The sequence below is a fragment of the Neoroseomonas oryzicola genome (genome assembly GCF_012163135.1).
GTDB lineage: Bacteria > Pseudomonadota > Alphaproteobacteria > Acetobacterales > Acetobacteraceae > Neoroseomonas > Neoroseomonas oryzicola.
In genome coordinates this window covers 82458-103904 of record NZ_JAAVUP010000007.1, presented here as the reverse complement: position 1 = coordinate 103904, position 21447 = coordinate 82458, and the positions used below count along the sequence as shown (strand labels likewise).

The 21447-nt window shown below is 72.0% G+C and carries 23 protein-coding genes; 11 read left to right on the top strand and 12 right to left on the bottom strand.

Annotated elements, in window-relative coordinates; translation table 11 throughout:
* Positions 1-4: 4 nt before the first annotated feature.
* A complete protein-coding gene (gene rpmH / locus GWK15_RS19245) occupies positions 5-139 on the bottom strand; it encodes a 50S ribosomal protein L34 (RefSeq protein WP_076454639.1) in 135 nt (44 codons plus the stop codon).
* Between the two features lie 191 nt (positions 140-330).
* Between rpmH and GWK15_RS19240 the strand changes: the two genes are divergently transcribed.
* The 6 genes from GWK15_RS19240 to GWK15_RS19215 all read left to right on the top strand — a co-directional run bounded on the left by GWK15_RS19240 (position 331) and on the right by GWK15_RS19215 (position 6012).
* Positions 331-1038 carry a TVP38/TMEM64 family protein gene (locus GWK15_RS19240; RefSeq protein WP_168043001.1) on the top strand — a complete coding sequence of 236 codons (708 nt, stop codon included), beginning with the start codon at positions 331-333 and terminating at the stop codon, positions 1036-1038.
* Positions 1031-2458: a dihydrolipoyl dehydrogenase family protein gene (locus tag GWK15_RS19235; protein ID WP_168043000.1), complete on the top strand. Its 1428-nt coding sequence runs from the start codon at positions 1031-1033 to the stop codon at positions 2456-2458. The genes GWK15_RS19240 and GWK15_RS19235 overlap by 8 nt, the downstream gene beginning before the upstream one ends.
* A gap of 35 nt (positions 2459-2493) precedes the next feature.
* Complete coding sequence (locus tag GWK15_RS19230; RefSeq protein ID WP_168042999.1) at positions 2494-3288, top strand: 3-hydroxybutyrate dehydrogenase; 795 nt, start codon at positions 2494-2496, stop codon at positions 3286-3288.
* The gene (locus GWK15_RS19225; RefSeq protein WP_338147288.1) at positions 3285-4355 is read left to right on the top strand and encodes a patatin-like phospholipase family protein; all 1071 of its coding nucleotides are present in this window, start codon (positions 3285-3287) and stop codon (positions 4353-4355) included. Before GWK15_RS19230 ends, GWK15_RS19225 begins: the two co-directional genes overlap by 4 nt.
* On the top strand, positions 4355-5119 hold the full coding sequence (locus GWK15_RS19220) for a methyltransferase domain-containing protein (RefSeq protein ID WP_168042998.1): 765 nt from the start codon (positions 4355-4357) through the stop codon (positions 5117-5119). Before GWK15_RS19225 ends, GWK15_RS19220 begins: the two co-directional genes overlap by 1 nt.
* Positions 5120-5268: 149 nt before the next feature.
* Positions 5269-6012: an SIR2 family NAD-dependent protein deacylase gene (locus tag GWK15_RS19215; RefSeq protein WP_209442305.1), complete on the top strand. Its 744-nt coding sequence runs from the start codon at positions 5269-5271 to the stop codon at positions 6010-6012.
* Here GWK15_RS19215 and GWK15_RS19210 read toward each other — a convergent pair.
* Genes GWK15_RS19210 through GWK15_RS19200 form a run of 3 tightly spaced genes read right to left on the bottom strand, consistent with a single transcriptional unit; the run spans position 6009 to position 8802 of the window.
* Positions 6009-7163: an MFS transporter gene (locus GWK15_RS19210; protein ID WP_168042997.1), complete on the bottom strand. Its 1155-nt coding sequence runs from the start codon at positions 7161-7163 to the stop codon at positions 6009-6011. The two genes, GWK15_RS19215 and GWK15_RS19210, sit on opposite strands and share 4 nt — an antisense overlap.
* Positions 7160-7612, bottom strand: a complete 453-nt coding sequence (locus GWK15_RS26065; RefSeq protein ID WP_168042996.1) for a DUF3293 domain-containing protein — start codon at positions 7610-7612, stop codon at positions 7160-7162. Before GWK15_RS26065 ends, GWK15_RS19210 begins: the two co-directional genes overlap by 4 nt.
* Positions 7609-8802, bottom strand: coding sequence for a class I SAM-dependent rRNA methyltransferase (locus tag GWK15_RS19200; protein WP_245211753.1), 1194 nt, complete (start codon positions 8800-8802; stop codon positions 7609-7611). The genes GWK15_RS26065 and GWK15_RS19200 overlap by 4 nt, the downstream gene beginning before the upstream one ends.
* A gap of 62 nt (positions 8803-8864) precedes the next feature.
* On the opposite strand from GWK15_RS19200, the gene panC reads away from it, so the two are divergent.
* Positions 8865-9710 (top strand): pantoate--beta-alanine ligase, encoded by an 846-nt coding sequence (panC, locus tag GWK15_RS19195; protein ID WP_168042994.1) that lies wholly within the window; start codon positions 8865-8867, stop codon positions 9708-9710.
* A 106-nt stretch (positions 9711-9816) separates the two neighbouring features.
* Here panC and GWK15_RS19190 read toward each other — a convergent pair whose 3' ends face one another.
* Positions 9817-10704: a DMT family transporter gene (locus tag GWK15_RS19190; protein ID WP_209442304.1), complete on the bottom strand. Its 888-nt coding sequence runs from the start codon at positions 10702-10704 to the stop codon at positions 9817-9819.
* Positions 10701-11489: an aldolase gene (locus GWK15_RS19185; RefSeq protein ID WP_168042993.1), complete on the bottom strand. Its 789-nt coding sequence runs from the start codon at positions 11487-11489 to the stop codon at positions 10701-10703. The genes GWK15_RS19190 and GWK15_RS19185 overlap by 4 nt, the downstream gene beginning before the upstream one ends.
* A 78-nt stretch (positions 11490-11567) precedes the next feature.
* Here GWK15_RS19185 and GWK15_RS19180 point away from each other — a divergent pair, with 78 nt between their 5' ends.
* Positions 11568-12335 carry a substrate-binding domain-containing protein gene (locus tag GWK15_RS19180; protein WP_168042992.1) on the top strand — a complete coding sequence of 256 codons (768 nt, stop codon included), beginning with the start codon at positions 11568-11570 and terminating at the stop codon, positions 12333-12335.
* A 63-nt stretch (positions 12336-12398) separates the two neighbouring features.
* Entirely contained in the window at positions 12399-13619 is a 1221-nt protein-coding gene (locus GWK15_RS19175; RefSeq protein ID WP_168042991.1) for an ABC transporter substrate-binding protein, read from the top strand.
* Between the two features lie 12 nt (positions 13620-13631).
* Here GWK15_RS19175 and GWK15_RS19170 read toward each other — a convergent pair whose 3' ends face one another.
* Positions 13632-14840, bottom strand: a complete 1209-nt coding sequence (locus GWK15_RS19170) for a CaiB/BaiF CoA transferase family protein (protein ID WP_168042990.1) — start codon at positions 14838-14840, stop codon at positions 13632-13634.
* A gap of 120 nt (positions 14841-14960) precedes the next feature.
* Between GWK15_RS19170 and GWK15_RS19165 the strand changes: the two genes are divergently transcribed.
* Entirely contained in the window at positions 14961-15683 is a 723-nt protein-coding gene (locus tag GWK15_RS19165; protein WP_168042989.1) for a lysozyme inhibitor LprI family protein, read from the top strand.
* Position 15684: 1 nt separating this feature from the next.
* On the opposite strand, the gene GWK15_RS19160 is transcribed toward GWK15_RS19165, so the two are convergent.
* The 5 genes from GWK15_RS19160 to GWK15_RS19140 are packed head-to-tail and all read right to left on the bottom strand — an operon-like array spanning position 15685 to position 20604.
* Positions 15685-17295 (bottom strand): long-chain-fatty-acid--CoA ligase, encoded by a 1611-nt coding sequence (locus GWK15_RS19160; RefSeq protein WP_168042988.1) that lies wholly within the window; start codon positions 17293-17295, stop codon positions 15685-15687.
* Between the two features lie 5 nt (positions 17296-17300).
* A complete protein-coding gene (locus GWK15_RS19155; RefSeq protein ID WP_168042987.1) occupies positions 17301-17645 on the bottom strand; it encodes a DUF6285 domain-containing protein in 345 nt (114 codons plus the stop codon).
* The gene (locus GWK15_RS19150; RefSeq protein WP_168042986.1) at positions 17635-18621 is read right to left on the bottom strand and encodes a phosphotransferase family protein; all 987 of its coding nucleotides are present in this window, start codon (positions 18619-18621) and stop codon (positions 17635-17637) included. Before GWK15_RS19150 ends, GWK15_RS19155 begins: the two co-directional genes overlap by 11 nt.
* Positions 18614-19825 (bottom strand): acyl-CoA dehydrogenase family protein, encoded by a 1212-nt coding sequence (locus GWK15_RS19145; RefSeq protein WP_168042985.1) that lies wholly within the window; start codon positions 19823-19825, stop codon positions 18614-18616. The genes GWK15_RS19150 and GWK15_RS19145 overlap by 8 nt, the downstream gene beginning before the upstream one ends.
* An 11-nt stretch (positions 19826-19836) precedes the next feature.
* Positions 19837-20604: an SDR family NAD(P)-dependent oxidoreductase gene (locus GWK15_RS19140; protein WP_168042984.1), complete on the bottom strand. Its 768-nt coding sequence runs from the start codon at positions 20602-20604 to the stop codon at positions 19837-19839.
* A gap of 91 nt (positions 20605-20695) precedes the next feature.
* Here GWK15_RS19140 and GWK15_RS19135 point away from each other — a divergent pair, with 91 nt between their 5' ends.
* Entirely contained in the window at positions 20696-21445 is a 750-nt protein-coding gene (locus GWK15_RS19135; RefSeq protein ID WP_168042983.1) for an SDR family NAD(P)-dependent oxidoreductase, read from the top strand.
* The last annotated feature ends 2 nt before the right edge of the window (positions 21446-21447 follow it).

The following is a 21447-nucleotide window of genomic DNA, read 5'->3' as shown; positions in this document are numbered from 1 at the left end:
GCGGTCAGGCCGAGAGGCGCTTGCGGCCCTTCGCGCGGCGGTTGGCGAGGACCTTGCGGCCGCCGACCGTCTCCATGCGGGACCGGAACCCATGCCGGCGCTTCCGGACAAGCTTCGAGGGCTGGTAGGTACGCTTCACGACAAGTCTCCTAGAACCTAGGGGCCGGCGATCGCAGCCTGCCGCCAGCAAAACGGGCCGGCGGCCCCCCGATGGAAGGGGCGCCCCGGCGAGGGGGCGACGTATAGGGAGGGGGATTGCCGGGCGTCAACCGCGCGGGGGCCGAAAGCATGTAACGCCGGCCCCGGAAAGGTCGAATCCGCTCCTATTCCATGGACAACAGCCGCTCCCTCCTCCGCCGCGCCTGGCCGCTGGCCGCCCTGCTGGCCCTGTTCGTCGCCGTCTGGGCCTCGGGGGTCGCGGACCTGCTGTCCTTCGACGCCCTGGCCCGTCACCGGGCGGCGCTGGTGGGCTGGGTGGCCGAGCGTCCGGTCGGCTCGGCGTTGGCCTATGTCACGGTCTACGTCGCGGCTGTGGCGCTGTCCCTGCCCGGGGCGGTGGTGCTGACGCTGGCCGGCGGCTTCCTGTTCGGCCCCTGGATCGGCACGGCGCTGGCGGTGGCGGGCGCGACCGGGGGCGCCTGCATCCTGTTCCTGGCCGCGCGCGGCGTGCTGGGGCCGCTGGTCTCCCGCCGGGCGGCGGGCCTCGTCGCGATCGTCCGGCCGGGGCTCGAGCAGGATGGATTCTTCTACCTGCTGACCCTGCGGCTGATCCCGGTGGTGCCCTTCTGGCTGGTGAACCTGGCCCCGGCGCTGGCCGGCATGCCCTTCGCCCCCTTCGCGGCGGCGACGGCACTGGGCATCATCCCCGGCACGGCGGTCTTCTCGGGCATCGGGGCCGGGCTCGGGGAGGTGCTGGACGCGGGCGGGCGGCCGGACCTGTCGGTCATCCTCTCGCCCGGCATCCTGCTGCCGCTGCTGGGGCTGGCGGCGTTGTCCCTGCTCGGCGCCTGGTGGCGGAAAAGGAAGCGTGATGCCTGACTTCGACGTGGCGGTGATCGGCGCCGGCGCGGCAGGGCTGTCGGTGGCGGCCATCTCGGCGGGGCTCGGCCTGAAGGTCGCGCTGTTCGAGCGCGGGCGCATGGGGGGCGACTGCCTCAACACCGGCTGCGTGCCGTCCAAGGCGCTGCTGGCCGCCGCGCACGCCGCCGCCGCCGCCCGCCGGGCCGGGCGGTTCGGCGTGCGCCTGCCGGAACCGGACATCGACTGGGCGGGCGTGCGGGCGCATGTGACCGCCGCCATCGCCGCCATCGCGCCGAACGATTCCGAGGAACGCTTCACCGCCATGGGCGTCACGGTCGTGCGCGCCCATGCCCGCTTCGCCGGCCTGCGCACCATCGAGGCCGCCGGGCGGCGCTTCACCTTCCGCCGGGCCGTCATCGCGGCGGGCTCGGCCGCGGCGGTGCCGCCGATCCCGGGCCTCGCCGACATCCCCTTCCTGACCAATGAGAGCCTGTTCCACCTGCCGGAGCGCCCGGAGCACCTGGTGATCCTGGGCGGCGGGCCGATCGGGCTCGAGATGGCGCAGGCCCATGCCCGGCTTGGCTGCCGCGTCACCATCCTCGAGCGCGCGGCGATCGCGGTGCGGGAGGACCCGGAATGCGTCGCCCCGCTGCGCGAGGCGCTGCAGGCAGACGGCGTCACCATGCTGGAGGGGGTGGAGGTCGCCGCGGCCGAGCGCGACGGGCCCGGCATCGCCCTGCGCCTCGCGGACGGGACGCGCATCGCGGGCAGCCACCTGCTGGTCGCGGTCGGGCGCGTGCCGCGGCTCACCGGGCTCGGGCTCGAGGAAGGCGGCATCGCGTATTCCCCGGCCGGCATCACGACGGATCGCGGGCTGCGATCGCTCACCAACCGGCGGGTCTGGGCGGCGGGGGACATTGCGGCGCCGGAGGGCCTCGGGCCGCGCGCCTTCACCCATGTCTGCTCCCAGCATGCCGGGGTCATCGCCCGCGCGATGCTCTTCGGCCTGCCGGCCAAGGTGACCTACGAGGCCCTGCCGCGCGTCACCTACACCGACCCCGAGATCGCCCAGATCGGCCCGACCGAGGCCGAGTTGCGCGCGGGGGGCCGCACCGGCCTCGTGATCCTGCGCTGGCCGCTCACGGAGAACGACCGCCTCGTCGCCGAGGGCCGGGCGGAGGGCCTGGTGAAGCTCGTCGCAGATTCCAGGGGGCGGCTGTTCGGCGCATCGGTCGTCGGGCCGGGCGCGGGGGACATGGCCGGGATCTTCGCGCTGATGATCGGGCGCGGGCTGGCGCTCTCGGCCCTCGCCGGCGCCGTCCTGCCCTACCCGACCGCGCAGGAGGCCGCGAAGCGCGCGGCGGGCGACTTCTACACGCCGCGCATCCTCTCCCCCATCGCGAAGCGCATCGTCGGCTTGCTCAAACGACGCCCCTGAGCCTTGATGCCGTCCCCACGCAGGACCTTGCCGATATGGAACAGACGCTTGCGGGCCGCACGGCCCTGATCACCGGCTCCACCTCGGGCATCGGGCATGGCATCGCCATGCAGATGGCCCGCGCGGGCGCCAAGGTGATGCTCAACGGATTCGGCAAGCCGGAGGAGATCGCAGCGGCGCGCGCCGAGGTCGGCGTCGCGATGGGCGGCGGCGACGCCCCCTATTCCGCCGCCGACATGTCGAAGCCCGACGAGGTCCGGGCGATGGTCGCCGATTGCGAGAAGGCGCTCGGCGCCTGCGACATCCTGGTCAACAACGCGGGCATCCAGTTCGTCAGCCCGGTCGAGGAGTTCCCTGACGCGAAGTGGGACGCGATCATCGCGATCAACCTCTCGTCCAACTTCCACGCCATCAAGGCGGCGCTGCCCGGCATGCGGAAGCGGAACTGGGGGCGGGTGGTCAACATCGCCTCGGCCCACGGCCTGGTCGCGAGCCCCTACAAGGTGGCCTATGTGGCGGCGAAGCACGGGGTGGTCGGCATGACGAAGGTCGTCGCCCTCGAGGTCGCGCAGACGCCCATCACCTGCAACGCCATCTGCCCCGGCTTCGTGCGCACCCCGCTCGCCGAGGCGCAGGTCAAGCCGCTCGCGGAGAAGCACGGCGTCAGCGAGGAGGTCGCCCTGCGCGACTACCTGCTCGAGAAGCAGCCGTCGAAGCGCTGGATCGAGGTGGATGAGGTGGCGAGCCTCGCGCTGTGGCTCTGCGGGCCGGGCTCGGGCGGCGTCAACGGCGCGGCCCTGTCGGTCGACGGCGGCTGGCTGGCGGCGTGAGCCAGACGAACGGCCAGCCCGCGGCGCCCGCGGTCGCGAAGCCGCCGGCCAAGCGTCGCATCTCGCTGGCGCTGCAGGGCGGCGGGACGCATGGCGCCTTCACCTGGGGCGTGCTCGAGCGGCTGCTCGAGGACGACAGGCTGGAGGTCGACGGCCTCTCGGGCACCTCGGCGGGCGCGATCAACGGCGCGATGCTGGTGGAAGGGCTGCTGGAAGGCGGGCCGGAGGCGGCGATCGCCGCCCTCGATCGCTTCTGGCGGTCGATCGCGGGCAAGCTCGCCATCAGCCCGCTGCAGGCGACGCCGATGGAGAAGCTCGTCTGGGGGCACGACCTGACCTGGTCCTTCGCCTACCGGACCTTCGACACGCTGTCCCGCGTGCTGTCGCCCTATCAGATCAATCCCTTCCCCTATAACTACAACCCGCTGCGCGACGCGCTGGTGGACAGCATCGACTTCGACCGGCTGCGCATGGAAGCGAAGGCGCCGAAGCTGTTCGTCTCCGCGACCTCCGTGCGCACCGGCAAGCCGCGCGTCTTCACGCGGCGGGAGCTCACGGTCGACGCGCTGCTCGCCTCGGCCTGCCTGCCGCAGGTGTTCAAGGCGGTGGAGATCGACGGCGAGCCCTACTGGGACGGCGGCTACCTCGGCAATCCGGCGCTGTGGCCGCTGTATGACCAGGGCGGGCCGCCGGACATCGTGCTGGTGCAGCTCAACCCCACGGTGCGCGAGGAGGCGCCGACGACGGCCTCCGACATCGTGAACCGGCTGAACGAGATCACCTTCAACGGGTCGCTGATGGCCGAGATGCGCGCCATCGACTTCGTCCAGCGGCTGCTCGACACCGGGCGGCTCGAGCAGCCGCGGTACCGGCGGCTCTTCATCCACCTCATCGAGGATGAGGACCGGATGCGGAAGTTCAAGCTGAGCACGAAGTTCAACGGCGACTGGGACTTCCTCTGCACCCTGCGCCGCTACGGGCGCGAGGCGGCAGAGAGCTGGCTCGACGAGCATTTCGACAAGTTGGGTCGGGAGAGCAGCGTCGATATCCGCGCGAGGTTTTTGTGATGGGGAGCTGGGACGCCGCCCAGTATCTGCGTTTCGAGGATGAGCGCCTGCGTCCGGCGATCGACCTGATCGGGCGCATCCCGCATGCCGCGCCGCAGCGCGTCGTCGACCTCGGCTGCGGGGCGGGGAATGCCTTGCCGCTGCTGGCCGCACGCTTTCCTGGCGCCGCGGTGACGGGCGTGGACGGCAGCGCGGCGATGCTCGCCAAGGCGGCCGCGACCGGCTTCGCGACCGCGCAGGCCGACATCGCGGCCTGGTCCCCAGCCGAGCCCGTGGACGTGCTGTTCAGCAACGCGGCATTGCAATGGCTGGGCGGGCACGAGGTACTGTTTCCCCGCCTGCTGTCCTGCGTCGCGCCTGGTGGCGTGCTCGCGGTCCAGATGCCGTCCATGCACGCAGCACCCCTACGCGCGGAGCAGGAGCGCATCGCGCGCGAGGGACCGTGGGCTGCGGCGCTGGCCCGCGTGGGCAGCGCGCCGCCGATCCTGGCACCCGGCGACTACTACGACCTGCTGCGGCCGCGCGTCGCGGCGCTGGACCTCTGGGTGACCGAGTACGTCCATGTGCTGCGGGGCGACGATCCCGTGGTGCAATGGGCGATGGGAACCAGCCTGCGGCCCTTCCTCGATGCGCTCGAAGGCGACATGCGGGAGGGATTCCTCGAGGCCTACCGCGCATCGATGCGTGCGGCCTACCCGCCGCAGGCGGATGGGGTGGTGCTGCTGCCGTTCCGGCGGTTGTTCATCCTGGCGCGGATCGGGTGAAGGTCGGGGGAGGAGAACCTCCCCCGAGCCCCCTCCCTTCTTTGGCTCCTTGGTTCCAAAGAAGGTTGAGGGGGGTTCGGGGGGAGAAGTTCCCTTCTCCCCCTGCCCTTTCCTCGACAAGCGCTCCCGGCCTCGCCAGAGTCCGCCTCATGTCCGTCGCCACCCTCCGCCAGATGATCGAGGAAGCGCGCCGCATCGTCGTCTTCACCGGCGCGGGCATCAGCACCGAATCCGGCATCCCCGATTTCCGCGGCCCGAACGGCACCTGGGCGCGCGTGAAGCCGATCATGTTCCAGGATTTCGTCGCCTCCCCCGCCGCGCGGCGCGAAGCCTGGCGGCGCCGCTTCGACGGCGATGCGACGATGCGCGCCGCCCAGCCCAATCGGGGGCATCGCGCTGTCGCGCTGCTGGTGCGCCAGGGCAAGGCGAGCAGCGTCATCACCCAGAACATCGACGGGCTGCACCAGGCCTCCGGCATTCCGGAGGAACAGGTGATCGAGCTCCACGGCAACTCGACCTATGCGCATTGCCTCGAATGCGGGACGCGCTACGAGATCGGCGCCCTGCGCGCGGCGTTCGAGGCGCAGGGCGATGTGCCCGACTGCACCGCCTGCGGCGGGCTGGTGAAGACGGCGACGATCTCCTTCGGCCAGTCGATGCCGGAGGAGGCGATGCGGCGTGCGGCGGCCGAGACACGCGCGGCGGACCTCTTCGTCGTGCTGGGGTCGTCGCTGGTCGTCTATCCGGCGGCTGGCTTCCCGGAGCAGGCGAAGCGCAACGGTGCGCGGCTTGCCATCGTGAACAACGATCCGACGCCTCTCGACGACCTCGCAGACCTGGTGGTGAACGCACCGATCGGGGAGGCAATGGGCGGCGCGGTCGGGATCAACTAGCGGGCGACCAGCCGCCGGAAGGCGAGGAAGAAGGCCAGCGCCGCCATCAGCAGCCCGGCGGCGAAGATCACCGGTGCGACCGTTCCCGCGCGGTCCGCAAGCCACCCCGCGACCGGCGGGAATCCCGTACAGCCCGCGTAGAAGAAGATGAAGTACACGCCGAGGCCCTGCGCCCGCCGTTCCGGCGGCACGGCCAACGCCGGCAGGGCCGAGAAGATCGTGATCGGCAGGGCGTAGAGCAGCCCGTGCGTCGCGAGAATCACCGCGGCAAGCCCGACATCGGTGAAAGGCAGCAGCGCGGCGAGCACGGCCGCGGCGGTGATGCAGCCCACCACCATCGGCAGCACCAACGCCGCGCGTCGCGCGATCACCGCGCCCGCCGGCACGGCGAGGATGTTCACCCAGGACATCAGCGATGTCGCGAAGCCCGCGCTGGCGACCGACAATCCGCGCTCGACGAGCAGCGGCGGCGCGAAGGTAACGAGCACCATGTAGGTCCCGTTCACGCAGGCCCAGGACGCACCCGCGAGGCACATCAGCCGCACCTCCCGCCCCGTCAGCCGCACCTGACCGGGCGGCGGCGGCGGCGGGCGCGCAACCTGGCGCGAGGCCGCGGCAAGGGCCGCGAAGGCCAGCGCGCCCGCCACCGCCGCCACCAGGAAGGGCAGTTGCCAGCCGAGGTTCAGCGACAGCGGCGGCAGCACAGCCTGGGCCGCGGCGATGCCGATCGGCCAGCCGAGGACGTAGACCGACATGGCGAGGAAGAGGTCCGCGCCCTGGAAGCGGTCCTGCATCATCTTCGTCATCAGCAGGATGACGAGCACCGTGCCGACGCCCATCAGCAGCCGCCCGGCGTAGAGCGGCACCGCGCTGCCGACCGCTGCGGCGCAGACCAGCGCGCCGAGCGTCAGGAAACCGAGCCCGAGCAGCGATCCCGTCCGGTCCCCCAGCCGCCGCGCCGCGAGGCCGAGCGGATAGACCAGCACCAGCCCGGGGAACCAGAACAGCCCGACCAGCGTGCCGAAGGCCGTCCAGTCGAGCCCGAACTCCGGCACCAGCACCGGTCCGGCGGCGCCGGGCGCCTGGAACAGCGCGCCGAGCGCCGCGCGCACGGCGAAGACCGCGCAGAGGAAGGGGATGGCGCCCCTCATCGCAGCACCAGCAGGCGGCTCGGCGCGCGCAGCCGCACGCGCAGGACGGCGTGCTGGCGGAAGCGGCGCGCCAGCACGATGACGGGGCGCAGGTCGCCGAGGATCAGCAGGTGTTCCTCCACCCAGGCTGGGCGCGCCGCGTGGCCGCGGCCGTCGTGAAACCGCAGCCCCGCGCGCCGCGCCAACACGCGCAGCCGGTCCAGCATCCGGTCATTCCAGCGGCGCGGCATCATCCGGCTGAGCGGATTCCAGGCCCCGACGAAGGCCCCCCGCCGCACCCGCGCCGCCGCCAGCAGCGCATCCACCGCGCGCGACCCTCGCCCGAGCCGCGCCACCGCGCCCGCCGCCTCATAGGCGCTGATCCGCCAGCCACGCGCGAGCCGCGGCCCGACCGGCAGCGGCGCCGCCGTCAGGACGCGGACGTTGGGCAGGGCGCGGTCGGCACTCACGGCAGGTGCAGCAGCATGCCCTTGAGGTACTGGCTTTCCGGCAGCATCGGATGCAGCGGATGGTCGGGTCCGGCGCCACCCATGTGCAGGATCCGCGCCTCGCGCCGCGCGCGATGCACGCCCCAGGCGACCGCATCGGCGAATTCCCCCGGCGCGACGTGGTGCGAGCAGGAGGCGATGAAGAGAAAGCCACCGCGCTCGACCAGCCCCGCCGCGATGCGCGCCAGCTTGCCATAGGCGCGCAGCGCCGCCGGCTGGTCCTTGCGCGTCTTGGCGAAGGCCGGCGGGTCGGTGATCACCACGCCGAAGCGCTGCCCGGCGCCGAGCATGCGCTCCAGCGTCTCCATCGCCTCGCCGCGCTGCGTCGTCACGCGATCGGCGACGCCGTTCATTGCCGCGGCCTCCTTCGCCGTCGCCAGCGCATGCTCGCTGCGGTCGAGCAGCGTGACACGCGTCGCCCCCGCCACCGCGCAACCGATGCCGAAGCCGCCGGTGTGGCAGAAGGCGTCGAGCACCGTCGCCCCCTTGGCCAGCCCGGCGACACGCGCGCGGTGCTCGCGCTGGTCGAAGAACCAGCCGGTCTTCTGGCCGCCCAGCAGGTCGACCGGGAAGCGCAGCCCGTTCTCCTCCACCGTCGCGCCGGCGGCATCGCCGGCAAGGAGGCGCACCTCCTCCTGCAACCCCTCGAGCGCGCGCACCCCGGCGTCGTTGCGGGCGACGATGCCGCGCGGGGCGATGAGCGCCGTCAGCGCCTCGACGATCATCGGCGTCGCGGCGTCCATGCCGGCGGTGTTCGCCTGCAGCGCGACGACGTCGCCGTAGCGGTCCACCACCAGGCCGGGCAGGCCGTCGGCCTCGGCGTGGATCAGCCGGTATTGCGGCCGGTCGAACAGGCGGTCGCGCAGCGCCAGTGCCTCGGCCAGCCGGGCGCGGAACCAGGCGCCGTCGCAGGGCGCGGCCGGGTCGGGGTCGAGCCGCCGGGCCGCGATCAGCGAATGCGGGTTGAAGTGCCAGGCGCCGTGCTTCACCCCGTCATCGCCTTCCAGGCGCACCACGCTGCCGGGCGGCAGGGCCTTCGCGGCCGGGGTCATCGCGATCTCGTTGGAGAAGGCCCAGGGGTGGCCACCCTTCACGCGGCGGTCGCGGCCGGGCAGCAGGCGGATCAGCGGTCGGTCTTGCGTTGCGGTCATGGCATGGCGGACCATGCCGAGGCGCGGCTTGCCCGTCCATGCATGCCCGCTAGGGTGCCGCCATGCAGATCTGCCGGGACCTGCCCTCGCTCCGCGCCGCCACCGCTGCCTTGCGCGCGGATGGCCAGCGCCTTGCCATCGTGCCGACCATGGGGGCCCTGCATGACGGGCACCTCGCGCTGGTTGCCGCCGCGCGTGCCGCGGGGGCCGATGCGGTGTCGGCGTCGATCTTCGTCAACCCGCTGCAATTCAACGCCAATGAGGATCTGTCGCGCTACCCGCGCGATGAGGCAGGGGACCTCGCGAAGCTGAAGGCGGCGGGCTGCGACCTGGTCTGGATGCCGCCGGTCGAGGCGATGTACCCGCCCGGGAGCGCCACGGTGATCGAGGTCGGGGGCCCGAGCTCCGGCTGGGAGGGCGATGCCCGCCCCGGCCATTTCCGCGGCGTCGCGACGGTCTGCTGCAAGCTGTTCCAGCAATCCCAGGCCGAGATCGCCGCCTTCGGCGAGAAGGACTGGCAGCAATTGCAGGTCGTCACGCGCATGGTCGCGGACCTCGACATCCCGATCCGCATCCTGCCGGTGGCGACCGTGCGGGAGGCGGACGGGCTCGCCATGTCCTCGCGCAACCGCTTCCTCTCGGCAGCGGAACGCGCGACGGCGCCGGTCCTGCTGCGCGTCATGACTGCGGCGGCGACGGCGATCGCGGGCGGCGCGGCGGTGGCGGCGGCACTCGATGACGGGCTCGCGCAGCTGCGGTCGGCGGGCTTCGTGCCGGACTACCTCGCGCTGGTCGAGGCCGAGACGCTGAAGCCGCTGACCGCGCGCCGCGCGGACGGGCCGATGCGGCTGGTCGCCGCCGCGCGGCTCGGCACCGTGCGGCTGCTCGACAACATCCCGGTCGGCTGAACCTGGAGCCGTTCCCGCTCGCCACGGCTCACGGCAACGCCTCCAAACACTTGTTTTCGCGAGCATCTTCACCCGGTCAGGTGCTTCCGCCTGACCGGGATTTCCTCTAGCCGCGCACCGCGAAGGCGACGCCGGACAGCGTCAGCGCGAGCGCCGTCGCCTCCCGCCAGCCGAAGGGCTCGCCGAGGAAGATCGCCGCACTCGCCACGCCCACCATCGGCGTCAACAGCGTGCCGAGGGAGGCGACCGAGGCCGGCAGCCGCCCCAGCGCCGCGAACCAGGACAGGTAGCACAGGCCAAGGGCGAAGACCCCGCCATAGGCGATCAGCGCCCAGCCGCCCGCCGACAGCCCGCCCAGCGCCGGCGGGTCGACGAGCAGCGCCGCGACCGCGAGCGGCGCGATGCCGAGCCCCACCTGCCACACCGTCGAACTGACCGGCGGCAGGCCGAGCGGCCAGCGCTTCGTCACCACCGTGCCGAGCGAGAACAGGATCGCCGAACCCAGCCCGAAGGCGACGCCCGGCAGTTTCGCGAGGCCCACGTCGATCCCGCGCCCGAGCACCAGCAGCACCAGCCCCGACAGCGCCAACACCATGCCGACCAGCCGCGCCGGCCCCGGCTTCTCCCCCAGCACCGCCCAGGCCATCAGCGAGGCCCAGACCGGCATGGTGTAGCAGACGATCGTCGCTTCCGCCGCCGCGAGCCAGAGCAGGGAGAAGGAGGCGAGCCCCATCCAGGCCGTCACGTTCAGCGCCGAGACGAGCAGCAGCCGCGGCCAAAGCCGCGTCGGCACGGCGAGGCTCTCGCGACGGCACACCGCCACGACGGCGAGCACGAAGAAGCCGAGCGCGCCCGAGGTCGCGCGCGTCGAGAGCACCGGCAGGTCCGCCAGCAGCACCTTCATGGCCGGCCAGTTCAGGCCCCAGCCGATCGTGGTCCCGAGCAGCAGCACGAGGCCGGTCGCATCCGGCCGGCGTGCCGGGGGCTGGGTCAATGCATGAAGTCCGGTTCTTCGCGCGCCAGGATGCGCTTCACGCTTTCGAGGTGCAGGCACGCGCTCTCGCGGTCGCCCTCGCGCATCTGTTCGTAGGTGCGCTGCGCCATCTCGGGCGGCACGACCTTGAGCGGCCGGCCCATGGTCATCGCCATGCGCTGCACCTCGGCCGCGCGCTCGAGGTAGTAGAGGTCGTCCCAGGCCTCGGCGATGGTTGGCCCGACTACCATCACGCCGTGGTTCTTCATGAAGACGATGTCGGCGTCGCCGATGCTGGCGGCGATGCGGTCGCCCTCGGACTCGTCCAGCGCCAGGCCGCCATATTCCTCGTCCACCACGGTGCGGCCGTAGAACTTCAGCGCGGTCTGCCCGGCCCAGGCCAGCGGCGGACCCTCGAGCATCGCAAGCGCCGTCGCATTGGGCATGTGGGTGTGGAAGGCGGCCTTGGCGCGCGGCAGGTTCTTGTGCACGCGGGCATGGATGAAGAAGGCGGTGGCCTCGGGCACGCCCTCCCCGGCCACGACATTGCCGGCGAAGTCGCAGACCAGCAGGCGGGAGGCGGTGATCTCGCTGAACGCCCAGCCATAGGGGTTCACCAGGAACAGGTCGTCTCGCCCTGGCACCACGAAGGAGAAGTGGTTGCAGATCCCCTCATGCATGCCGAGCCGCGCGGCCATCCGGAAGCAGGCGGCGAGATCCACCCGCGCCTGGCGCACCGCATCGGCGTCGAGCTCGGTATTGCGCAGGACGGCAGGCGCGGACGGCGCGCCGAGGGCATGGGCCATGGGGGACTCCCGGATCGAGGCGGCGAAGGTTCCCCCAGCCCGCATGGCCCGGCAAGATGCGCGAAAGGGAGGGAAGCCATGCATCGCCGCGTGTTCGTCGCCGCGCTCGCCGCGCCGGGGGTCCTCCGCGCGCAGGGGCTGGCGCCGCTCAGGGTCCTGGCAACGGGCGCGGTATCGGCCTCGGCGCGCGACCTGGCCCAGGGGTTCACGGCGCGGACCGGACGGGCGGTCGTCGTCACCACCGCCAATGCGGGCCTCGCCGCGCGCCGCCTGCGCGAGGGCGAGGCGGCCGACCTGATGCTGAACAGCGCCGAGCAGGTGGCGCGGCTGGTGGCGGACGGGCTGCTGGACGGCGCCACCGTGCGGGAACTGGGCCGGATGCTGATCGGCGCCGCGGTGCGCGACGGCGCGCCTCGCCCGGATATCTCGACCGAGGCCGCGCTCCGTACGGCGATCCTCGCCGCGCCGATGATCGCGCATTCCGATCCTTCGACCGGCGCGACGGCCGGCACGCATGCCGCGCGGCTGATCGAACGGCTCGGCATCGCCGAACAGATGCGGCCGCGCACCCTGGTCTTCCCGGGCGGGGGCGCGGCGGTGCAGTCGGTCGCCGATGGTCGCGCGGCGCTCGCGATCTCCCAGGTCAGCGAGATCGTCGAGGTGCCGGGCGTCGCCTTCCTCGGCCCGCTGCCGGACGGCGCGCAGCTCGTGACGCCCTATCTCGGCGCGGTGACGTCGCGCGCGGCGGAGCGCGAGGCCGCGCTTGCCTTCCTGCAGGAGCTGACCGGCCCGGCCGGGCGCGCGCGGTTCCGCGCCGCGGGCTTCGCGACCGACCCGCCCCCCTAGCCTCGCGCCGCGCGCATGGCATCATGCGCGCCAACAACGACCAAGGTTGGGAGTGAAACCAGAATGAACCGCCGGCACCTCCTGGGCGGCGCGGCCGCCCTGCCGCTTGCCGCCATCCGTCCGTCTGTCGGGCGCGCGCAGTCCGGAATCTCGGACGGCGTCGTGAAGATCGGCGTGCTCGACGACATGTCGGGCGTCTTCGCCGACCAGCAGGGGATGGGCGACGTCGTCTCCGCGCGCATGGCGGTCGAGGATTTCGGCAGCCGCGTGAACGGCATGCCGATCGAGCTGGTCTACGGGGACCTGCAGAACCGGCCCGATGTCGGCCTGTCCATCGCACGCCGCTGGTATGACCAGGAGAAGGTCGATGCCATCTTCGGCCTGGGCAATTCGGCGGTCGCGCTCGCCGTGCAGAACCTGGCGCGCGAGAAGCAGAAGATCGACGTCGTCGTCGCGGCCGGCACGACCGACCTGACAGGCAAGGATTGCTCGCCCTATGGCGTGCACTGGACCTACGACAACTACGCGCTGTCGCGCGGCACCGTGGGCGCGGTGGTGCAGGGCGGTGGACGGCGCTGGTACTTCATCACCTCCGACTACGCCTTCGGCCATTCGCTGGAAGCCAATGCGGTCGCTGTGATCCGCCAGCTCGGCGGCCAGGTGGTCGGCAGCTCGCGCGCGCCGCTGGGCGAGACGGACTATTCCTCGCACCTGGTGCGCGCGGCCGGGTCGGGTGCGAACGTCGTCGGCATCGCCGCGGCTGGGACGGACTTCATCAACATCGTCAAGCAGATGGGCGAGTTCGGCCTGAACCGTCGCGGCATCCAGCCCGCGGCGCTGCTCTGCCTGCTGACGAACATCAAGGCGATCGGGCTCGACACCGCGCAGGGCATGGTCTTCACCGAGGCCTATTACTGGGACCAGAACGACCAGACCCGTGCCTTCGCGCAGCGCTTCCAGCGCATCCATGGCCGCCCGCCGACCATGTTCCAGGCGAGCATGTGGGGCGCGGTGACGCATTACCTGAAGGCGGTGCAGGCGGCCGGGACGGATGCATCCGAACCCGTGATGGCGAAGATGCGCGAGACGCCGATCAACGACTTCATGACGACGAACGGGACCATCCGCGCCGATGGCCGCGTCATCCGCGACATGTACCTGATGCGCGCCAAGCAGCCGTCCCAGGCGCGCGGGGAATGGGACCTGCTCGAGGTGGTGCAGACCATCCCGGGCAACGAGGCGTACCGCCCGCTCAACGAGGGCGGCTGCCCGCTGGTGCGCTGACCCGCCTCGGGTTCAGACCACGCCGGCGGCCTTCGCGGCGGCGATCTCCGCAGCATCCATGCCGGCGAAGTCGGCGAGCACCTCCTCGGTATCCCCGCCCGGCGCGGGGATGCCGTGGCGATAGGTCACGGGCGTTGCGGACAGCCGCAGCGGGGAGGCCGGCACGCGCACCTTGCCCGCCGCATGGTGCGGCACGTCGATGATCATCCCGCGCGCCTGGATGTGCGGATCGGCCTCGACATCGGCGGCGGTGTTGATCGGGCCGGAGGTGATCTTCGCTTCCTCCAGCTTCGCGAGCCATTCCGCGCGCGGCCGCGTCTTCAGCAGCGTGCGCATGCGGTCGAGCAGCGCGGCGCGGTGTTCCACGCGGTCGCGCGCGCGCTTGAAGCGCGGATCGTCCGACCATTCCGGATGGCCGAGCGCCGCCGCGAGGCGAACGAACTCCCGGTCGTTCAGAACGCCGATGACGAAGCGCCCGTCCGATCCCTCGAAGACGCCATAGGGCACGGCGACAGGGCTGTCGTTGCCGCTGCGCGGCACCAGGCGCCCGGTGTTGAGCCAGGACGAGTTCGGCGCCTGGATCAGCGACATCATGGTCTCGAACAGGGAGACCTCGACATACTGCCCCTCGCCCGTCGCATCGCGGTGGCGGAGCGCGGCGAGGATAGAGACCGCCGCGGCGAAGCCCGTGAACATGTCCGCGACCGGCACGCCGACACGCTGCGGCCCGCCGCCCGGCGCGCCATCGGCCTCGCCTGTCACCTCCATCAGCCCCGCCATGGCCTGGGCGACGAAGTCGTAGCCTGACCGTCCGGCATAGGGTCCCGTCTGCCCGAAGCCGGTGACCGAGCAGTAGATCAGCCGCGGATTGACCGCGCGCAGTTCCTCCCAGCCGAGGCCGTAGCGCGCGAGGGTGCCGGGGCGGAAATTCTCGATCAGCACATCCGCGTTGGCGACCATGCGCTTGAGGATCGCCGCTCCCTCGGGCTTCGCGAAATCCACCGAGACCGAGCGCTTGTTGCGATTGAGCGTGACGAAATAGGCGCTGTCGTCGCTGCCCTTGATGAAGGGCGGCCCGAGCGCGCGCAGGTCGTCCCCGTCGCCCCGCCGTTCGACCTTCGCGACATCGGCGCCGAGATCGCCGAGCATCTGCGCGCAGAGCGGACCCGCCACCACCCGCGTCAGGTCCACCACGCGAACGCCGTCGAGAGCCCCGGCCATGTGTCCTCCGCCACGTTTCCTCGCGCGGAGGGTGGCGCAGGTCGTGGCGCGCGAAAAGGTCATCCGGCGCGTGACCTTGGTTGTGGACGCCCCAGGGCGGGCTGTGCTGCCCTGCGCGCCATGATCCGTCGCCTGCTCATCACCGCGCTTCTCGCCCTGCCGCTGCCGGCCTTCGCGCAGACCGGGCCGTCCTTCGACTGCAGCCGCGCCCGCGCCTGGGACGAGCGCAACATCTGCGCCTTCGGGGACCTCGCCGCGCTGGACCGCCAGATCGCCGCGGCCTGGCGCACCGTGACCGGGCGGGCGTCGGAGGAGGAACGCGCAAGGCTGCAGGCGGACCAGCGCGCCTGGCTGACCCAGCGGCGCGCCTGCCAGGGGCCAGTGGAACGCGAGGCGGTGTCCTGCCTGCGGCGCACCATGCAGGCGCGCGCGCGGGACCTCGATGCCTTGGCGCAGGGGGGCGGCGCTTCGGCGTCCGCCTCCGCCCTGCCGTCGGCGAAGCCGGCCGCCGCCCCGGTGCCGCCGCCGGCCGCCTTGCGCGCGACGGATTGCGCGGCACCCGCCGGCTGGGCGCAGCAGCGCATCTGCGCCGTGCCGGGGATGCGGGCACTGGATGCGGCCGTGGTGCAGGACGTGCAGACCGCGCGCGCGCGCTTCGCCCTCGATCCCGCCGTGCGCGCGGAGATCGAGGCGTCGGTCGTCCGCTACCTCAGCGAGCGCGAAGCCTGCCAGCGCGCCGCCGGCCGCGTGCCGGTGGACTGCCTGCAGGAGACCATGGAGGACATGCAGGCGGCGCTGCGGCGGCGCATGGCGGTCGCCTCCGCGACGACACGGGTGCCCTAGATCAGTCCCGGCGCAGCGTCCGTCGCAGCTCGAACTTCTGGATCTTGCCCGTCGCGGTCTTGGGCAGTGGCCCGAAGGTGACGTGCCGCGGCGCCTTGAAATGCGCCATGTTCGCGCGGCAATGCGCGACGATGTCGGCTTCGGTCGCCTTCGCACCCGGCTTCAGCGTGACGAAGGCGTGCGGCACCTCGCCCCATTTCGGGTCGGGATGCGCGACGACAGCGGCTTCCATCACGTCGGGGTGCTTGTAGAGGGCTTCCTCGACCTCGAGGCTGCTGATGTTCTCGCCGCCCGAGATGACGATGTCCTTCGCGCGGTCCTTCACCTCGATGTAGCCATCCGGGTGCAGGACGCCGAGGTCCCCGGTGCGGAACCAGCCATCCACGAAGGCCGCAGCATTGGCCTTCGGGTTGCGCAGGTAGCCCTTCATCACCGTATTGCCGCGCAAGGCGATCTCGCCGAGCGTCACGCCATCCGCCGGCACGCGGGCGCCGGTCTCCTGGTCGAGCACGGTCGCGTCCTCGAGCGTCGGCAGCGGCACGCCCTGGCGGGCCATGAAGGCGGCCTTGTCGGGCAGGTCGAGGTTCGCGAGTTCCGGCTGCCAGGCGCAGAGCAGCGACGGCCCGTAGCATTCCGTCAGGCCGTACAGATGCGTGACGTCGAAGCCGAGGCGTTCCATCGCCGCGATCACCGGCGAGGGCGGCGCCGCACCGCCGGTCGCGATGCCAACGCGATGGGGGAAGGCGCGCTTCTGCTCCTCCGGCGCATGGATGAGCATGGTCAGCACGACGGGCGCGGCGCAGAGATGCGTGACACCATGCTCGGCGATCAGTGCATAGATCCGCGCGGGATCGATGCGGCGCAGGCAGACATGGGTGCCGCCCTGCAGCGTGACGGCCCAGGTGTAGGTCCAGCCGTTGCAGTGGAACATCGGCAGCGTCCAGAGATAGACGCTGCGCGGCGACAGGCCGAAGGCGAGCGCATTGCCGCAGGCGTTCAGATAGGCGCCGCGATGATGCACGACGACGCCCTTGGGGTCGCCCGTGGTGCCGGAGGTGTAGGAGAGTGAGATCGCCTGCCACTCATCGGCCGGCGGTTCCACAGGGAAGGTGGCGCCGCCGGTGCCGAGGAAATCCTCATAGGGCGTCGCCGCGATCGCCGCGCCTCCCGGGCCTTCCGGATCATCCACGATCACGATGCGCGGCGCGTCCGCGATGCCGTTCAGCGCCGTAGCGACCAGGGCCGCGAACTCGCGGTCCAGCAGCAGCACCTTCGCCCCAGAATGGCCGAGGATGAAGCGCACCGTCGGCGCATCGAGCCGCGTGTTGATGGGGCACAACACCGCATGCGCCATCGGCACGGCCATGTGTGCCTCGAGCATCTCCGGGATGTTCGGCAGCAGCGCGGCGACAACGTCGCCCTGCCCCACCCCGGCCGCGCGCAGCGCTGAGGCCAAGCGCCGGCAGCGATCCAGGTACTGCGCGTAGGTGACGCGCCGCGCGCCGTGGACGATCGCCGTGCGCCCCGGCCAGATGCGCGCCGCGCGGGCGAGGAAGGAGACCGGCGAGAGCGGAACGTGGTTGGCGGCCGATTTCGGCAGGTCGTCTTCCATGGCGGTCATCCCTTGCCGAGCGCCCGCGGGGCGCTGACGACGCAGCGCGCGCGGGTCAGGTCGTCGAGCAGTGCGGCTGCCGCGCCGTGATCGGGCGTGCCGGGATCGAAGCGGCCCGCGCGGATGGCGGCGGCGAATGCGCGGGGGTCGCCGGCCAGCGCAGCCATGCGCGCCAGCGTCTCCGGCTCCCAGGCGTCCTGCGCGGCATCGCGGGCGGCGATGGCCATGGCGTTCGCCACCATGCGCGCCGCGAAGGCCTTGTCCGGCGGCAATGCGGGCAGCAGCTCGTTCAGCAGCACCTCGCGCGCCGTGGCGAGCAGGTCGGCCGCCTCCGGTTCCTCACTCAGCATCGCGGGCCTCCACCATGCGCAGGATCTCCCATTCGAGGCCCGGGACCATGTGGCCGGTGAGCGCGAGTTCGAGGTTGCGCTCGACGCCCGAGATATGGCGCTCCGCCTGGTCCACCGCGATCGACGCCCAGCGGATATGCGCGCCGAGCTCCCACCAGCGCACCCGGGCATCGTCCACTTCGCCGTAGCCCTCGTAGAGCGCCGCCCGCGGGCCGATGCCGCCGGCCTCCTGCGCATCGCTGCCGAAGCGCCAGCACTTCGCGCAGAGCCAGCCGAGATCGGCATGCGGATCGCCCCACAGCGAGAACTCCCAGTCGAGCACGGCGGTGACGCCCTGCTCGTCCAGCATGATGTTCCCGGTGCGGAAGTCGTTGTGGCAGAGCGTGACGGGCACCGGCGGCGGCGCGGTGCGCTCAAGGTGCCGCAGCCCCCATTCCAGCACCGGCCGCGGCGTACGCTGGCGGTCCAGCGCCGCCCGCTGGTCCGCGACGAAGGCACGGCAGGCGTCGACGGGCGGCTCGCCCAGGAAAGCGAGATCCACCCGCGGCGGCCGGATGGTGTGGATGCGCGCAAGTTCCCGACCCAGCGCGCGCACGCAGGCCTCGCGCCCGCCGCCCAGGGTCTCGCTCTTGACCACGCGATGCGCGGCGGCGGTGCCGGCGACGCGGCGCATGAGGAAGAAGGGCGCGCCCGTCACGGCGGCGTCCTCGCACAGGAAGAGCGGCTCGGGCACCGTCACGCCGGCGGCGAAGGCCGCGCGGAGCAGCGCGAATTCCTGCGCGCGGCCATGGCTGACCGCGAGCGTCGCCGCATTGTCCGTGCGCAGCACCCAAGCACGGCCGTCGGAGACGTCCACCGCCCAGTTCTGCTGGATGGCGCCGCCGGAGAGCAGCGCCATCTTCTCGATGACCAGCGTGGGATCGCCGGAGGCGGCGCGCAGCCAGTCGGTCAGGCGGGCGCGGCGCGCCTCATCCATGCCCGGCTTGGCCCCAGCGGAAGAAGCCGTCGCCCTCGGCGCGCAGCAGGTTCGCCAGCACCATCCGGTGCACTTCCGACGCGCCATCCACCAGCCGCGCCTGGCGGGCGTAGCGGTAGATCCATTCGATGACGGTGTCCTTCGAATAGCCCCGCGCGCCGAGCAGTTGCAGCGCCGTGTCCACCGACTTCTGCAGCGCGTCGGCGACGACGATCTTGGCCATCGACACCTCCTTCCGCGCGAAGGACCCCTGGTCGAGCGCCCAGGCGGCGCGCATGGTCAGCATGCGGCCGATCTCGATCTCCATCGCCGCCTGGCCGACCAGGCCCTGCACGCTCTCGCGGTCGATCAGCTTCATGCCGAAGGAATCGCGCTGCTTGATGCGTTCCATCGCGATCTCGAGCGAGCGTCGTGCCAGTCCCGTCCAGCGCATGCAATGCGTCAGCCGCGCGACGCCGAGGCGCATCTGCGTCAGCTTCAGCCCGTCGCCGATGTTCAGCAGGCGCTGGCTGTCCGGAATCTCGAGCCCATCGAATTCGAGTTCGCAGTGCCCGCCATGCTCCTCCGGCCCCATGATCGGAATGCGGCGTACGATCTTCCAGCCCGGCGTCTCGGCCTTGAAGAGGAAGGCGGACAGCCCCTTCCGCTCGTCGTCCGAGGTGCGGGCGATGATGATGAAGATCTGCGCGTTGCCCGCGCCGGTGATGAACCACTTGCGCCCGGTGATGCGCCAGCGGTCGTTGCCCACCCGGTCCGCGCGCGTGTAGGTCAGGTTCGGGTCCGACCCGCAGCCATCGGGCTCGGTCATGGCGAAGGCCGACTGCACCGCCCCGTCCACGATTGGCTGCAGCCATTCGGCCTTCATCGCCTCGGGCAGCACCTTGTCGAGGATCATCATGTTGCCGTCGTCGGGCGCGGCGGAATTGAACACCACGGGCCCGAAGATGGAGCGGTTCATCTCCTCGTAGCAGGCGGCCATGCCGATGCGGGGCAGTTCCATCCCGCCCAGGCGCCTGGGCATCTGCAGCGCCCACAGGCCCTCGGCCTTGGCCTGGCGGCGCATCTCCTTGAGGACATGCGGCGCGATGTTCTCGTGCTCGTCGTAGTTGACGCGGTCGGATTCCAGCGGGATCAGCCGTTCGTCCACGAAGCGGCGGATGCGCTGGCGGATCTCCTCGATCTCGGGCGGCAGGGTGAAGTCCATGGCGCGTCGTCCTACAGCGGGTTGACCGAATGGCCGCCATCGACCGTCAGCGTCGCGCCCGTCATGTGGGCGCCGGCGGCGGAGGCGAGAAGCAGGAGGGGACCGGTGAGATCCTCGGGGCTGCCCAACCGGCGCTGCGGCACGCGGCGGATCATCGCCTGGCCGGGCTCGGAGGCGAAGTAGTCGCGGTTGATGTCGGTCGCGACATAGCCCGGCGCCAGCGCATTCACGCGGATGCCGTAGCGCGCCAGTTCCACCGCCATCTGGCGCGTCAACTGCAGCAGCCCGGCCTTGGCGGCCGTGTAGCCGGCCACCCCCGGGATCACGCGTTCGCCCAGCACCGAGGCGATGTTGACGATCGCCCCCGGCTGCTTGGCGGCAACCAGGCGCCTCGCGGCCTCCTGCCCCACCAGGAAGCAGCCGCGGAGGTTCACGGCCATGACGGCGTCCCAGTCCGCGGCCTCCTGCTGCAGGAAGGATTTCGTCACGGCGATCCCGGCATTGTTGATCAGGATGTCGCAGGGCCCGCCCAGGGCCGTTTCGGCGGCGTCGAAGGCGGCGGCGACATGTGCGGCATCGGTCACGTCGAGCGTCACCGCGGCGGCGCGCGGCCCGAGGTCCGCGGCCAGCGCCGCGACGGCATCCATGCGCCGCGCGGCGAGCGCCACCTGCGCCCCGGCACCGTGCAGCACCCGCGCGAAATGCGCGCCCAGCACGCCCGATGCGCCGGTGATGAAGGCGCGCCGCCCGTCCAGCGAGAACAGCCCGGCAAGATCCATGGCGCTTCTTTCTCCCGTCTCCTTGAGGGGTGCCACCCGTTGCGCCGCCCGGCAAGCCCCGCGATGCTCCCGACCAGGCTGGAGGTCTGGGATGAGCGGGATGACGAAGGGCGTGCTGGTCACGGGCGCGCAGCAGGGGATCGGGGCGGCGGCCGCGCGTGGCTTTGCCGCGGCGGGCTACGACGTTGCGGTGAACTGGCTCGACGACCGCGCCGCGGCCGAGGCACTGGCCGCCGAGATCGCGGCCCTTGGCCGCCGCGCCGTGCTGGTGCAGGGCGATGTCGGCACCGGCGCCGCCTGCGCCGCGCTGGTGGACGCCGCCGTCGCCGGGCTCGGCCGCATCGAGGTGCTGGTCAACAATGCCGGGATCTTCCCGCGCGTTCCCTTCCTCGAGATGACGGAAGCGGAATGGGATCGCGTGCTCGGCGTGAACCTCAAGGGCAGCGCCTTCTGCGCCCAGGCGGCGGCACGGCACATGGTCGCCGCGGGCATTCGCGGAACGATCCTGAACCTCTCCTCCTCCGCGGTCCGCGGCGCGGTGTTCGGCGTGCATTACTCGGCGACGAAGAACGGCGTGATCGGGCTGACGCGGTCCATGGCGCTGGCGCTGGCGCCGCATGGCATCAGGGTCAACGCCATCGCGCCGGGCCTGACCGACACGGCCCAGCCGCGCCACGGCAATTCCGAGACCGAACTGGCCGAGATGGCCAAGGCCCTGCCGCTCGGCCGCATGGGCCGGCCCGAGGAGATCGCCGGCCTGATGACCTGGCTCGCCTCGGATGCCGGGGCCTGGGTGACTGGGCAGGTCTATCACATCAACGGTGGCGCCTACATGGCCTGACC

Bases quoted from the DNA above. Each gene is read 5' to 3' on its own strand.
- GWK15_RS19240 (WP_168043001.1), top strand. From the start codon at position 331: ATGGACAACAGCCGCTCCCTCCTCCGCCGCGCCTGGCCGCTGGCCGCC.
- GWK15_RS19235 (WP_168043000.1), top strand. From the start codon at position 1,031: ATGCCTGACTTCGACGTGGCGGTGATCGGCGCCGGCGCGGCAGGGCTG.
- GWK15_RS19230 (WP_168042999.1), top strand. From the start codon at position 2,494: ATGGAACAGACGCTTGCGGGCCGCACGGCCCTGATCACCGGCTCCACC.
- GWK15_RS19220 (WP_168042998.1), top strand. From the start codon at position 4,355: ATGGGGAGCTGGGACGCCGCCCAGTATCTGCGTTTCGAGGATGAGCGC.
- GWK15_RS19215 (WP_209442305.1), top strand. From the start codon at position 5,269: ATGTCCGTCGCCACCCTCCGCCAGATGATCGAGGAAGCGCGCCGCATC.
- GWK15_RS19210 (WP_168042997.1), bottom strand. From the start codon at position 7,163: ATGAGGGGCGCCATCCCCTTCCTCTGCGCGGTCTTCGCCGTGCGCGCG.
- GWK15_RS19200 (WP_245211753.1), bottom strand. From the start codon at position 8,802: ATGACCGCAACGCAAGACCGACCGCTGATCCGCCTGCTGCCCGGCCGC.
- panC (WP_168042994.1), top strand. From the start codon at position 8,865: ATGCAGATCTGCCGGGACCTGCCCTCGCTCCGCGCCGCCACCGCTGCC.
- GWK15_RS19185 (WP_168042993.1), bottom strand. From the start codon at position 11,489: ATGGCCCATGCCCTCGGCGCGCCGTCCGCGCCTGCCGTCCTGCGCAAT.
- GWK15_RS19180 (WP_168042992.1), top strand. From the start codon at position 11,568: ATGCATCGCCGCGTGTTCGTCGCCGCGCTCGCCGCGCCGGGGGTCCTC.
- GWK15_RS19175 (WP_168042991.1), top strand. From the start codon at position 12,399: ATGAACCGCCGGCACCTCCTGGGCGGCGCGGCCGCCCTGCCGCTTGCC.
- GWK15_RS19170 (WP_168042990.1), bottom strand. From the start codon at position 14,840: ATGGCCGGGGCTCTCGACGGCGTTCGCGTGGTGGACCTGACGCGGGTG.
- GWK15_RS19165 (WP_168042989.1), top strand. From the start codon at position 14,961: ATGATCCGTCGCCTGCTCATCACCGCGCTTCTCGCCCTGCCGCTGCCG.
- GWK15_RS19160 (WP_168042988.1), bottom strand. From the start codon at position 17,295: ATGGAAGACGACCTGCCGAAATCGGCCGCCAACCACGTTCCGCTCTCG.
- GWK15_RS19155 (WP_168042987.1), bottom strand. From the start codon at position 17,645: ATGCTGAGTGAGGAACCGGAGGCGGCCGACCTGCTCGCCACGGCGCGC.
- GWK15_RS19150 (WP_168042986.1), bottom strand. From the start codon at position 18,621: ATGGATGAGGCGCGCCGCGCCCGCCTGACCGACTGGCTGCGCGCCGCC.
- GWK15_RS19145 (WP_168042985.1), bottom strand. From the start codon at position 19,825: ATGGACTTCACCCTGCCGCCCGAGATCGAGGAGATCCGCCAGCGCATC.
- GWK15_RS19140 (WP_168042984.1), bottom strand. From the start codon at position 20,604: ATGGATCTTGCCGGGCTGTTCTCGCTGGACGGGCGGCGCGCCTTCATC.
- GWK15_RS19135 (WP_168042983.1), top strand. From the start codon at position 20,696: ATGAGCGGGATGACGAAGGGCGTGCTGGTCACGGGCGCGCAGCAGGGG.